Here is a 12,728-nt window from a genome sequence, read left to right as displayed (position 1 = left end):
ATATTCCGATGGCGAGTTCGAGACCTTCCCGGCTGAACCGCATCACCAATCAACCGATCACCAGAATCTTCCGGAAATCTCAGTGAACCTGGCATACGTGAGATGAATCATTACTCTCCGTAAGACCCGACACGCCCGGACAGTCACGGACTTCTCAGACTTAACCCCCGTGCGCTAGAGTCCCCCTCCCGACCGGTCCGTTCGGCCGCGGACGACGCCCGGATCGGCACACGACGGAGGACACATGCGCGGGGACCTGGGAACCCTCTACGACGCGCACGCCGATCGCCTGCTGGCTCACTGCTGGTCACTGCTCGGTGACGAGGGCGCGGCGGACGCGGTCCAGGACGCCTTCGTCGCGGCGGTACGGCACCCGCCGCGCGGCGACATCGTCCTCTGGCTCTACGCACTGTCACGATCGGCGTGCGCCGAGCGCGACGCCTTCGCCGGGACGATCCGGCCCGTCTTCGGCGCCGTTTCCGGTCCCGCCCCCGCCGCCGCGCCCGGACTCACCGGCCGGCCGGTCGCCGCCGACCCGCTGCTGCGCGCCGTCGGCGCGCTGCGCCCCGACCACCGCGAGGCGCTGCTGCTGGACGCCGGCGAGTGGCTGGAGGTGCCCGACATCGCCCGGGTCCTCGGCATCGCGCCCGACACCGCCCGCGGGCTGCTGCACGCCGCGCGGACCCGGCTGGAGCGCGCCGTGGTGGACCAGCTCATGCGCGGCGCCCCCGGGGACCACCGGGACGTCATCACCGCGTTCGAGAAGGGCCGGCTGCCGCACCTGCTGGCCCGCCGGGCGCCCGCCCGGCCGCCGTCCTGGCTGCGCGACCGGGTCCTGGAGGCGTGCGACGCCACCGCCACCCGCCCGCTCACCGAGATCACCTCGCCCAGCCCGCTGGTGGTGATCGGGTCCGAGGTGGCCGCGCCCCCGGGCCGCGGCCGCACGGGCCGCGACCGCGCCGGCCGCCGCAAGGGGATCAGGGGTGCCGGCGCCATGGCGGGCATGGCCGCGTCGGTGGCGGCGGCCGTCGGCCTGCTGGTCTCGTGGCCGTCGGCCAAGAGCGACGGCGTCGGCGCGATCGCGCCGTCCGCCGGGAACAGCCCGACCGGGACGGCCGAGCCGACCGGGCTCCTCACCGGCTCCGGCGGCGCGACCCCGGAGCGCGGCAACCGCAAGGGCACCGCCCCGGAGCCCAGCCCGGCGACCCAGGACCAGCGACCCACCTCGACCGCCCCGCAGGGAACCGGCTCAGGCGGCGGCACGGGTGCCGCGCCCGCCGCCCCCGCGCCCTCCAAGCCCGAGACCTCGAAGCCCGACGAGACGACGGCGCCGCCGCAGGACTCGCCCGCACCGCAGGACCCGTCCCCGACCGGCCCGGACGCTCCCGAGGAGCCGTCCACGCCCCCGGACTCGCCGGCCCCGTCGGACCCGCCCGACCCGTCCCAGCCCCCGTCGGACCCGCCGCCGGACGAGGGCCCCGAGCCGGGCCCGAGCCCGACCTCGAACCCGGCTCCCAGCCCGACGACCACCGGCTGACGACCGGCGGTCGCCCCTACTCGGCGGCGGCCGCGTGGGCGGCGCCCTCGATCCGCCCCATGACCAGGCGCGGGTGGAAGTAGCTGATGGCGACGCGCTCGCTGTCGGTCACGCAGACGATGCGGTAGCCGTTGCGGCCGTCCTCGTCGGGGGTGCTGAACTCCTCGGGGGCCAGCGCCCCGCGCCGTTCCATCTCCTTGAACCAGCGTCCCAGGGCGTACACGTCGGGAAACGACTCCCGCCCCATCCCCCGCCGCCCGAGGGTGTAGATGACCTCGAACGTGCAGCCGTCCGGAGGATACGTCGTCACGTCAGATCATTCCTTCGCCCCGGCAGACACCGCAGGTCTGGCCTCTGTGGACGCCCGAACCCTTGCAGCCGGGGCATGTGCGCGTGGGCGGCTTGCTGTGCTTGCCCATCATCAAATGACCTCCGAGGAAACCCCGGCCTTGACTTGAGGCCGGGGAGGAATCGGCCCCCCGGGGGAGCAAGGCAGGGGAAGGAGACTTGCTCCGGGGGCGAGTGTTGGTTGAGCAGGCACGAGGCAGCACGTTTCGCCCCTGTGTTCGAGCGTGCACGCTAGGCTCGCCCCGTGCCGCGTTACCGCATGGACCCCACGCCCGAGCAGCACACCGCCTTGCTCGGGCATTGCGCGCACGCCCGGTACGTGTGGAACCTCGCCGTCGAGCAACACAGCTTCTGGTCCCCGCACCGGGGCAGGGCACCCGGCTACAACGAGCAGTCCCGGCAGCTCACCGCGGCCCGCGCCGAATTCGACTGGTTGCAGGCCGGGTCGCAGACCGTGCAGCAGCAGGCGCTGCGTGACTTCGCGCAGGCGATGGGCAACTTCTTCGCCGGCACCCACCGCCGCCCCACCTGGCGCAAGCAAGGCGTCCATGAGGGGTTCCGGCAGGTCGGCGTCAAACCCCACCAGGTCGAGCGGTTGTCGCGCAGGTGGGGTGCGGTGCTGGTGCCCAAGTGCGGGTGGGTGCGGTTCCGCCTGTCGCGGCCGGTACCCCCAGGTGTGAAGTCCTACCGGGTGACCCGTGATCGGGCCGGGCGCTGGCATGTGGCGTTCGCGCACGTCCCGCCCCCGGTCCCCGGCCCCGGCGAAGGAACCGTGATCGGGGTGGACCGGGGCGTCACCGTCAGCGCCGCCCTGTCCACCGGGGCCCTGCTCAAGGTCCCCGGCCTCATACCCGGGGAGACGCGGCGCCGGAAGTTGCTGGCCCGCAAGCTGGGGCGCGCCCGGCGCGGCTCCCGCCGCCGCGCAAGGCTCAAGGCCGCGCTCGCCCGGCTCAAAGCCCGCCAAACCGACCGCCGCAAGAACTGGGTCGAGCAGACCTCCACCACGCTGGCCCGCCAGTTCGACGCGATCGGCGTCGAGGACCTCAACATCCGAGGCATGACCCGCTCCGCCAAAGGCACCCTCCAGCGGCCAGGACGCAACGTCGCCGCCAAGGCCGGGTTGAACCGGGGCATCCTGGCCAGCGGATGGGCCATGCTGGTCGAGCGGCTGGAGCACAAGGCGCCCGGCCGCGTGTACAAGATCGATCCCGCGTACACCTCGCAGCGCTGCTCGGCGTGCAGGACCATCGACCCGCAGGCGCGTGAGAGCCAAGCGCGTTTCCGGTGCCGGTCCTGCGGCTTCGCCTGCAACGCCGACGTGAACGCGGCACGCAACATCGCCCACGAGACCAGACTCCTCTGCACGCTCGCGGGCACGGCGGCCGGACCGGCCGTCGCTGCGCGGGGACGCCCCGGGGTACCGGAGCGGACGAACCGCGAACCTCAACCTGTCCTCCTCTCCTGAGGCCACGGGTTGGAATCCCCCTCGTTCACGAGGGGGAGGAGGTCAAGACCCTCCTACGCGGCCTGCGACCTCCGATCGCGCGGCAGTCTATGACGCCCCAGGAGTGTTTCGCTGCCTCCCCGGTAACACGGGCCGGACGCGGCAGGGTCGGACGACGGCGCGTCAGAGGGCGGCGGCGCCCTCGACCGGGGACTGCCCCCGGCGGACGAGCAGGGCGGCCAGGATCGCGACCAGGGCGACCGCGCCCGCCACGGACAGCGCCGACTGGAAGCCGTCCATGAACGCCAGATGGCTGCCGGTGGTGATCGCCTCGGCCGCGGGCGCGGGCGTCCCCGGTGGTACGGGCGCCACCCCCTGGGAGACCAGGCCGCCCGCCCCCTGGAGCTGCCCGGCGGACGACGCCGGGACCCCGGCCTCGGTGAGGCGGCCGACGAGGACGTCACCGACGCGGGTGGACAGGATCGTGCCGAGGACGGCGGTGCCGAGCACGCCGCCGACCTGCGCCGCCGTCTGCTGGAGGCCGCCCGCGACGCCCGCGAGCTGCGGCGGGGCGTTGCCGACGATGGCCTCGGTGCCGCCGACCATCACGAACCCGAACGCCAGCCCGACCAGCACGAACCACGGCCACAGCTGGGCGTAGGGCGCCTCCGCCCCGACCCGGGAGAGGCCGAACATCGCGGCGGCGGTGAAGGCCATTCCCAGCGACAGCGGCGCCCGGGGGCCGAACCGGCTGGTCAGGACGCCCGCGAGGGGTGAGGCGACGATGAACATGGCGGTCATCGGCAGCAGCCGCACGCCCGCGTCCACCGGGCTCATGCCGTGCACCTGCTGGAGGTAGAGGGTCAGGAAGAAGATCGTCCCGAACATGGTGAAGAAGCCGAGCACGATCAGCCCGGTCGCCGCCGAGAGGGACACCGAGCGGAACAGGCTCATCGGGAGCAGCGGGCGCTCGGCGCGCAGCTCGTTGAGGACGAAGAGCGCGCCCAGCACGACGGCGGCGCCGAAGGAGACCAGCGGGACGGTGTCGCCGAAGCCGTCCTCGCCCGCCTTGATGAGCCCCCAGACCAGGGCGAACAGCCCGCCGCTGAGCAGCACGACGCCGGGCAGGTCGAACGATCCGGCGGCCTCCTCGTCCCGGGACTCGCGGATCACCCACAGGCCGACGGCCAGCGCGATCAGGCCGAGCGGGGCGTTGAGGAAGAAGACCGACTCCCAGGTGACGTTCTCGACCAGGAGCCCGGCGACGATGGGGCCGCCCGCGATGGACACGCCGACGGTGCCGCCCCAGACGCCGATGGCGGTGTTGAGCCGTTCGGCCGGGAAGGTGTTGCGCAGGATGGCCAGGCTGGCCGGCTGCAGGAGCGCCCCCGCGAAGCCCTGCACCACCCGCCAGAAGATCACCGCGCCGAGCCCGCCGGACAGGCCGATCAGCACCGAGGAGACGGCGAAGCCGACCACCCCCGCGAGGAAGGTGCGGCGCCGGCCGAACCGGTCGGCGATCTTGCCGGCCGGGATCAGCGTGACCGCGATGGTGAGCAGGTAGGCGTTGGTCACCCACTGCAGGCCGGACAGGTCGGCGCCGAGGTCGCGGGCGATGGCGGGGTTGGCGATGGACACGACGGTGGCGTCCAGGCCGACCATCATCACGCCGAGCGCCACGGCGAGGAGGGTGAGCCAGGGATGGCCGTGGCCGGCCCGGCCGCCGCGGCGTGCGGGCCGGACCGGTGGCGTGTCGTGGTGGAGCGGGGGGCCGGGCACGGCGACGCCGGCCCCGGGCGGTTGCGACATGGAACGTCCTCCAAGGACGGACGAAGGCGACGGGAAGTCGTACGGCTCGTACGGCTCGTACGGAGCAAAAGTGTCATGGCATGACAGTTGTCGTCAACTGGCGAGAGTCATTGAGAGACATGCTTCACGTTCTGCCAATCGACACCGGACGGCGATTGGCAGCGGGTCGCCCGCTGGTTACACTTCGCCCATGACCGCGACCGTCCCCGAGGCCCACCCCGCGGGTCCCGGCACCCACCCCGCGGGGCGGCGCGAACGCAAGAAGCAGCGCACCCGGAAGGCGCTGGTCGACGCCGCGTTCCGGCTCTTCGCCGAGAAGGGCTTCGACGCCACCACCGTGGAGGAGATCGCCGACGCGGTGGACGTGTCGTCGCGGACCTTCTTCCGCTACTTCGCCTCCAAGGAGGACGTGGCCCTCACGTTCCAGGAGGAGCAGCACGCCGCCATGCTCGCGGCGCTGAACGACCGGCCCGCCGACGAACCGATCATGACGGCGGTGCGCCGCGCCGTGGTGGGCATCGCGGTCGCCTGCGAGCGCGGCGAGCTGGGCTTCAGCGCCGACCGCTTCGAGTGCATGATGACGCTGACCGCCGACAGCGACACCCTGCTGGCCGGCAGCCTGGAGCACGCGCAGAAGAAGCAGGTCCTGATCACCCGCGCGATCGCGGACCGGATGGGCGTCGACCCGGCCGGCGACCTGCGCCCGCACGTGGTCGCCTCCACGGTCATCGCCGCCTTCCACGCCGCCGCCGAGGCCGTCGCCACGGGCACCCTGGGCTACAGCACCCTCTCGGAGGCGGCGGACGCCGCGTTCCAGCTCCTGGAGGAGGGCGTCAACTACCCCACGGAACGCTGACCGGCGCGGGCGGGGTCAGGCCGCGCCCAGGACCAGCCCGCTGGTGGGGACGCCGGTCCCGGCGGTGACCAGGACGTTCCGCACGTCCGGGACCTGGTTGACCGAGGTGCCGCGCACCTGCCGGACCCCCTCGGCGATCCCGTTCATGCCGTGGATGTAGGCCTCGCCGAGCTGGCCGCCGTTGGGGTTGACCGGCAGCCGGCCGCCGAGCTCGATCCCGCCGTCCCGGACGAAGCCGGCCGCCTCGCCGCGCCCGCAGAAGCCCAGCTCCTCCAGCTGCACCAGGACGAACGGCGTGAAGTGGTCGTACAGGATCGCGGTCTGCACGTCGGCGGGCGTCAGGCCCGAGCGGCGCCACAGGTCGGCGCCGACGTTGCCCATCGCGGGCAGCGCCGCCAGGTCGCCGCCGTAGTAGCCGAACATCATCATCTGGTCCGGGCCGGTGCCCTGCGCCGCCGCGTTGATCAGCACGGGCGGGCGGGGCAGGTCGCGGGCGCGCTCGGCGGAGGTCACCACGATCGCCACGCCGCCGTCGGACTCCTGGCAGCAGTCCAGCAGGTGCAGCGGGTCCACGATCCAGCGGGACTCCTGGTGCTCCTCCAGCGTGATCGGACGGCCGTGGAACCACGCCCGCGGGTTGGTGGCGGCGTGCCGGCGCATCGCGACCGCGACCCGGCCGAAGTCCTCGCTGGTGGCGCCGTACTCGTGCATGTAGCGGCGGGCGTGCATCGCCACCCAGGCCGCCGGGGTCGCGAACCCGTACGGCAGGTGCCAGGAGAACTCCAGCCCGGTCGAGTCGGCCCGGCCGGACGCGGTGGCCTGCCCGAACCGGTGCCCGGACCGCTCGTTGAACGCCCGGTAGCACACCACCACGTCGGCCTGCCCGGTCGCCACGGCCATCGCGGCGTGCGCGACGGTCCCGCACGCGGCGCCGCCGCCGTAGTCGACGCGGGAGAAGAACCGCAGGCCGGCGATGCCCAGCTCGCGCTGGACGGCGATTTCGGAGTTGGCGTCGGCGGCGAAGGTGACCAGGCCGTCGACGTCGGCGGGGGCCAGGCCCGCGTCGCGCAGCGCGTCCAGGCACGCCTCGGCCGCGAGCTGGAGCTCCGAGCGGCCCGACTCCTTGGAGAACTCGGTGGCGCCGATCCCGGCGATCGCGGTCTTGCCGGAGAGAGTCACTCACCCTCCTTGATCGTGACGGTGGCGGTGACGTGGTCGCCCAGGGACACCGCGCCGCGCACGCGCACCGTGGCCGCGTCCGCGCGCTCGGCGTACAGGCGCAGGGTGTCCCCGGCGTAGGCGGGCGCGCCCAGCCTGACCTGGACGCGCTCCAGCGCGGCGCCGGGCGCTGCCTCCAGCGCCGCGCGCTGCACCAGGCCCATGGTGGTGAGGATGTTGACGAAGATGTCCTTGGTCCCCTGGGCGCGGGCCAGCGCGGTGTCGTGGTGGACGGGGGTGAAGTCGCGGGTCGCCAGCGCCGTCGCGATCACGAACGTGGGGGTCAGCGGGATCTCCAGGACCGGCGGCGGCCCCTCCGGCCCGTCCTCGTCCGGCACGACCTCGGCCGAGGCGGCGGGGATCCACTGCGGCAGGACGAGCTCGTCGTCCATGCGCTCGAAGGCGAGCTTGACCGGCATGCCGATCGCCACGTCCTCCGGCGGGCAGCCGTTGACGTTGCCGACGATCCGGACGCCCTCCTCCAGGTCCACGACCGCGACGACGTACGGCGGCGTGCGGCCGGGCACCGGCGGATGGTGGTGGACGACGTAGCTGTGCACCTCGCCGCGCCCGCTCGCCACGACGAAGTCCCGCTTCACCGAGTGGCAGGACGGGCACATCGGGCCGGGCGGGTGGCGCAGGGCGCCGCAGTCGGCGCAGCGCTGGATACGCAGCTCGCCGGCCTTGACGCCGTCCCAGAAGAACGCGGTGTCCGGCCCGACCGCGGGCTGGAAGGGGTACGTGCCGCCCTTGGCGGGAGCGCGCCCGGCCGCCCGCTTGCGCGGCTTGAACTTCAGGACCCGGAACAGCATCTCCGCCACGCGCCGGTCGCGCTCGTCGTACCAGGTCTGGTGCCAGGTGACGAAGTAGCCCTCCCCCATCGCGGTCCGCTTCGGCCCGTCGAGGCCGCCGAACCGCATGGTGGAGCGCAGCCGCTCGCCGTGCCGCAGGTAGCGGTCGTAGGTCTGCTCGCAGTTGGTGGCGACGACGCCCGAGAAGCCCGACTCGTCCAGCAGGCGCAGCACGCGGTCCCCGGCCGAGCCGCCCTTGCCACCGCCCGGGGCGCGCAGCCCGGGCATCGACCAGACCTGGATCATGGCGGGGGGCGCGAGCCCGCCCTCGTGCCAGGCCGGGTCCGGGTCGCCGAGCGCCTGCGTCCAGTTGCGGATCATCGGCTCGTTGACCGGGTCGGCGCAGGGCGGCGAGGGCCGTTCACCGGCCGCGGCCAGCTCCGCCGCCAGCGCGGTCAGCCGCGCGTGGACGCCGGCGTCCTCCCCCGGCTCACCGGTGGTGCCCGTCACCGCGGCGCCCGGGGCAGGCCGAGGCCGATCATCGCGATCAGCTCGCGCTGGATCTCGTTGACGCCGCCGCCGAAGGTGAGCACCATCGCGCCCTTGACGCCGTGGTCGAGCCGGTCCATGAACTCGGCGGTCGCCGGGTCGCCGGGGTCGCCGAACCGGGCCAGGACGTCCCCGACGATCCGGCCCACGTCCTGCATCCGCTCCGAGCCGTAGATCTTGGTGGCGGAGGCGTCCGGGGCGCCCAGCCAGCCCAGGTCCTGGTTGGCCGCGACCTGCCAGTTCAGGAACTCGTTGACGCGCAGGTAGCCGTACACCTGCGCGACCGCGCGGCGCACCGCCGGCTCCTCGGTCAGCGGCCTGCCGTCGCGGCCCCTGGCGGTACGGGCCCACCGCTCGAACCGGTCGTAGGTGTGCCCGATGTTGCCCGCCGGGCCGAGCGTGACCCGCTCGTGGTTGAGCTGGTTGACGATCAGGTCCCAGCCCTTGTTCTCCTCGCCGACCAGCATGTCCACCGGCACCCGCACGTCCTGGTAGTAGGTGGCGTTGGTGTGGTGGCGGCCGTCCATGGTGACGATCGGCGTCCAGGAGTACCCCGGGTCCTCGCAGTCGACGATGAGCATCGAGATGCCCTTGTGCTTCTTGGCGCCGGGGTCGGTGCGCGCGGCCAGCCAGACGTAGTCGGAGAAGTGCCCCCCGGAGGTGAAGATCTTCTGGCCGTTGACGACGTAGTGGTCGCCGTCGCGGACCGCGCTGGTGCGCAGCGAGGCCAGGTCGGTGCCGGCGCCCGGCTCGCTGTAGCCGATCGCGAAGTGGCACTCCCCCGCCAGGATCCGGGGCAGGAAGAACTCCTTGTGCGCGTCGGAGCCGTACTGCAGGATCGTCGGCGCGACCGAGTTCAGCGTGATGATCGGGTAGGGCACCTCGGCGCGCGCGATCTCGTTGGCGAAGATCTGCTGCTCCATCGGGCCGTAGCCGCGGCCGCCGTACTCCTTGGGCAGCGCGACGCCGAGCATGCCGTCCGCGCCGAGCCGCTTGCAGTGCTCCATGTACGCGGCGCCGAACGGGTCGCCGGCGATCGCGGCGCGCTGCCCGGCGTCCAGGCAGTTCCGGAAGTACTCGCGCAGCTCGGCGCGGAGCCTCTTCTGCTCGGCGGTCAGATCGATGAACAACTCACGCCTCCTGGGAGATCAGGACACCGAGGGTGTCGAGCTGGTCCTCGGCGCCGCCGAGCAGGTGCCCGGCCTGCTTGGCCCAGGCGAAGTGGCGGTGCAGCGGGTAGGTCACGTCCAGCCCGATCCCGCCGTGCAGGTGCTGGCAGGTGTAGAGCGCCTTCACCACCGGGTCGCAGGCGTTGTACGACGCGATGGCGAGGACCTCGTCGGCGTCCTCCGCGCCCTCGGCGAGCCGCCAGGCGCCCGCCCAGACCGCCACGTCCAGGGCCCGCTTGGCGATGTAGACGTCGCCGATCTGCATGGTCACGGCCTGGAACTGCGCCAGCGGGCGCTCGAACTGCTCGCGGGTCTTGACGTACTCGGTGGTGAGGTTCAGCGCCGCCTCGATCGCGCCGGACGACAGCGCCACCGCCCCGGCGACCGCCGACCGGCGGAAGGTGCGCCAGGCCGCGCCGTCGGCGGTGCCGCCGAGGAGCGCGTCCGCGTCCACCCGCACGCCGCCCAGCGCGATGCGGGAGAGCGGCTCGGTGGTCGCCGACGGCTGCGGGGTGAGCTCCACCGCCGACGGCTCGACCAGGAACACTCCGATGCCGGCGCCGTCCACGCGGGCGGGGACGAGGATGCGGGACGCCTCGGCCGCGTACGGGACGAACGTCTTCACGCCGTCCAGCACGTACCCGTCGCCGTCGCGCCGCGCGGTCGCCGCGACCGTCCCGGCCGGGCCGACCTCGCGGTAGGCGCCGGTGAAGACCGCCTCGCCGTCGTTCAGTGGCGCGAGCAGGGCCTTCTGCTCCGCGGTGCCGTGCGCGGCGACCGGGGCGGCGGCCAGCGCCAGCGACGCGTACGCCGGGACGGGCGCGGCGTGCGCGCCGATCTCCCGCAGCACCACGGTCAGCTCGATCGCGCCCAGTCCCGCCCCGCCGACCTCCTCGGGCAGGCAGACGCCCAGCAGCCCGGCCTGGCCGAGAGCCTTCCAGAGCGCGTCGTCATAGGCGGCGCCGGTCTTCTCGAACGCCTCCAGCCGTTCCCGGGACGCCTCCCGCCCGAGCAGGCCGGTGGCGAAGCCACGCAGCTCCTGCCGGGTCTCGTCGAGGTTGAAGTCCACTCATCCACTCCCTTCCAGGAGGTCGTGCAGCAGGTGCAGCCGGCCGCGCCGCTCGAACTCGGCGCGGAGGCGGGCCTTGTCGTCCGGGGTCATCGGGCGGTAGCCGAGGTCGCGGCCGGGACGCCACCACACCGGGTCGCCGGTGCCCCATCCGTCCCGGACCAGGGACCGTTTGAGGATCTTGTTGGAGGCGGTGGCGGGCAGCTCCGGCGCGACCCGGACGTAGCGGGGCGGCCACTTGGGGCCCAGGTCCGCGCGGCCCCGGAGGTAGGCGGCGAACGCCTCGGGGTCGAAGGGGCCGGCGGCGGTGTCCAGGACGAGGGCGAGCATCACTTGGTCGCCGGAGGCCGCGTCCGGCACCCCGTACACCGCGAGCCGCCGCGCGCCGGGCAGGTCGGCGAGGACCCGCTCGACCTGGGCGGCGCCGAAGTTCTCGCCGTCCACGCGGATCCGGTCGGCGGACCGTCCGGCGAAGTAGACGTGACCGTTCGCGTCGGCGTAGGCGTGGTCGCCGCTCCAGAACATCCCGTCGCGGAGCCGGTCGGGGGCGTCCTCGTTGTAGTAGCCGTCGAAGAGGCCCAGGCCCCGGGTGTTGACCAGCTCGCCGATGGCCTCCTCGCCGTTGAGCAGGCGCCCGGACGCGTCGAGGCGGGCGGGCGGGCACTCGCGGCCGGTCTCGGGATCGAGCACCTTGACCCCCTCGGCGAGGCGGCCGAGCGAGCCGGGCGGGCCGGCGGGGTCGGGGCTGAGCGAGATCGCGGTCTCGGTGGAGCCGTAGGCGTCGACGACCGCGCAGCCGAACCGCTCGGCGAAGGCCCGCTGCTCGCGCGGCGCCGCCTCGTTCCCGAACGCGACCCGCAGCGGGTTGTCGCGGTCGGCGGGGGTCTCGGGGGTGGCCAGCGCGTACGACAGCGCCTTGCCGACGTAGTGCAGGTAGGTGCAGCCGTGCGCGCGGACGTCCGGCAGCAGCCCGGAGGCGGAGAACCGGGAGCGCAGCACCAGCTCGGCGCCGGCGGCGAGCGCGGGCGCGTAGGCCGCCATGACCGCGCCGGAGTGGAACAGCGGCATCGGGCAGTAGACCGCGTCGCCGGGTCCGAGCAACCGCCCGGCGAGGTTCTCGCCCGGGACGGTCACCTTGCGGTGGGTGACGCGGACCGCGCGGGGGCGTCCGGACGTGCCCGAGGTGAAGATCAGCATCAGCAGCGTCCCGTCGTCCGGCGGGCCGGGCGGCGCGGCGGCGGTCGGCGGGGGCGGCGGGTCCGCGCGGTAGGACGCGTTCTCGATGGGGAGCACCGGGAGCGGCGCGTGCGTCGCGGCCGCCGCGACGGCGGCGGCCAGGTCCGCGTGCCGGGCCTGCGTGACGATCAGGTCGCAGTCGGCGCGGCCGGCGTCCCCGGCGAGCTCGGCGGCGCTCCGGGTCGGGTTCAGGGCGACCAGGACCGCCCCCGACAGCGCCGCGCCGCCCAGCAGGAAGACCATCTCGGGGACGTTGTCGAGCAGCACGCCCACGTGCGCCGGGCGGTCGGGACGGGCCCGGGCGGCCAGCCGCAGGGCCCGGTCCTCGCACTCGGCGACGACCTCCCGCCAGGTCCAGGACCGGCCGTCGTCGGCGCAGCGCAGCCCCGGCCGGTCGTCGTCCGCGCGGGCCCGCAGCAGTTCCGCCACCGTCACCGCGCCCCACCTCCCGGACCGCCGTCCGCGACCCTTGCCGTCGGCCGCAAAACTAGAACAGATTCTAGTCAGTGTCCAGAGCTAAGATCACCCCTGGCAGATCCCTGGTTCCCCACGCATGTCAGGGTTGACTGACTGCCCGGAAACGCTTTCACCGCCCGCCGGCAGGGGGCTATCAGATAACACGTTCTTGCTCGCGCGGTAGGCTAGGGCGAGGGCCACTTCTGAGCGCGGTACGCGCGCTCGCCCGGGGAAGGGAACACGACC

The 12,728-nt window shown here is 73.7% G+C and carries 10 protein-coding genes; 3 read left to right on the top strand and 7 right to left on the bottom strand.

Going from position 1 to position 12,728, the window contains the following annotated elements; genetic code table 11:
* The first annotated feature begins 244 nt into the window (after positions 1–244).
* The gene (locus tag ACZ466_RS32265) at positions 245–1,537 is read left to right on the top strand and encodes a sigma factor-like helix-turn-helix DNA-binding protein (protein WP_378282476.1); all 1,293 of its coding nucleotides are present in this window, start codon (positions 245–247) and stop codon (positions 1,535–1,537) included.
* A 16-nt stretch (positions 1,538–1,553) separates the two neighbouring features.
* On the opposite strand, the gene ACZ466_RS32260 is transcribed toward ACZ466_RS32265, so the two are convergent.
* Positions 1,554–1,847, bottom strand: a complete 294-nt coding sequence (locus tag ACZ466_RS32260) for a hypothetical protein (protein ID WP_378282477.1) — start codon at positions 1,845–1,847, stop codon at positions 1,554–1,556.
* A 282-nt stretch (positions 1,848–2,129) separates the two neighbouring features.
* Between ACZ466_RS32260 and ACZ466_RS32255 the strand changes: the two genes are divergently transcribed.
* Positions 2,130–3,350: an RNA-guided endonuclease InsQ/TnpB family protein gene (locus ACZ466_RS32255; protein WP_378282478.1), complete on the top strand. Its 1,221-nt coding sequence runs from the start codon at positions 2,130–2,132 to the stop codon at positions 3,348–3,350.
* Between the two features lie 162 nt (positions 3,351–3,512).
* Here the strand turns inward: ACZ466_RS32255 and ACZ466_RS32250 are convergent, their stop codons facing one another.
* Positions 3,513–5,138 (bottom strand): MFS transporter, encoded by a 1,626-nt coding sequence (locus ACZ466_RS32250; protein WP_378282479.1) that lies wholly within the window; start codon positions 5,136–5,138, stop codon positions 3,513–3,515.
* A 190-nt stretch (positions 5,139–5,328) separates the two neighbouring features.
* On the opposite strand from ACZ466_RS32250, the gene ACZ466_RS32245 reads away from it, so the two are divergent.
* Complete coding sequence (locus tag ACZ466_RS32245) at positions 5,329–5,994, top strand: TetR family transcriptional regulator (protein WP_378282480.1); 666 nt, start codon at positions 5,329–5,331, stop codon at positions 5,992–5,994.
* 15 nt (positions 5,995–6,009) lie between these two features.
* On the opposite strand, the gene ACZ466_RS32240 is transcribed toward ACZ466_RS32245, so the two are convergent.
* Genes ACZ466_RS32240 through ACZ466_RS32220 form a run of 5 tightly spaced genes read right to left on the bottom strand, consistent with a single transcriptional unit; the run spans position 6,010 to position 12,461 of the window.
* Complete coding sequence (locus ACZ466_RS32240; protein WP_378282481.1) at positions 6,010–7,173, bottom strand: lipid-transfer protein; 1,164 nt, start codon at positions 7,171–7,173, stop codon at positions 6,010–6,012.
* Entirely contained in the window at positions 7,170–8,513 is a 1,344-nt protein-coding gene (locus ACZ466_RS32235; protein ID WP_378282482.1) for an OB-fold domain-containing protein, read from the bottom strand. Before ACZ466_RS32235 ends, ACZ466_RS32240 begins: the two co-directional genes overlap by 4 nt.
* Positions 8,510–9,682 (bottom strand): acyl-CoA dehydrogenase family protein, encoded by a 1,173-nt coding sequence (locus ACZ466_RS32230; protein ID WP_378282483.1) that lies wholly within the window; start codon positions 9,680–9,682, stop codon positions 8,510–8,512. The genes ACZ466_RS32235 and ACZ466_RS32230 overlap by 4 nt, the downstream gene beginning before the upstream one ends.
* A 1-nt stretch (position 9,683) precedes the next feature.
* Positions 9,684–10,790: an acyl-CoA dehydrogenase family protein gene (locus ACZ466_RS32225; RefSeq protein ID WP_378282484.1), complete on the bottom strand. Its 1,107-nt coding sequence runs from the start codon at positions 10,788–10,790 to the stop codon at positions 9,684–9,686.
* Positions 10,791–12,461: an AMP-binding protein gene (locus ACZ466_RS32220; protein ID WP_378282485.1), complete on the bottom strand. Its 1,671-nt coding sequence runs from the start codon at positions 12,459–12,461 to the stop codon at positions 10,791–10,793.
* Positions 12,462–12,728: the final 267 nt, after the last annotated feature.

Source organism: Actinomadura rugatobispora (assembly GCF_055379765.1).
This window is presented reverse-complemented; position numbering and strand designations above follow the sequence as displayed.

Coding starts and splice junctions, on each gene's coding strand:
- ACZ466_RS32265 (WP_378282476.1), top strand. CDS start 245: ATGCGCGGGGACCTGGGAACCCTCTACGACGCGCACGCCGATCGCCTG.
- ACZ466_RS32250 (WP_378282479.1), bottom strand. CDS start 5,138: ATGTCGCAACCGCCCGGGGCCGGCGTCGCCGTGCCCGGCCCCCCGCTC.
- ACZ466_RS32245 (WP_378282480.1), top strand. CDS start 5,329: ATGACCGCGACCGTCCCCGAGGCCCACCCCGCGGGTCCCGGCACCCAC.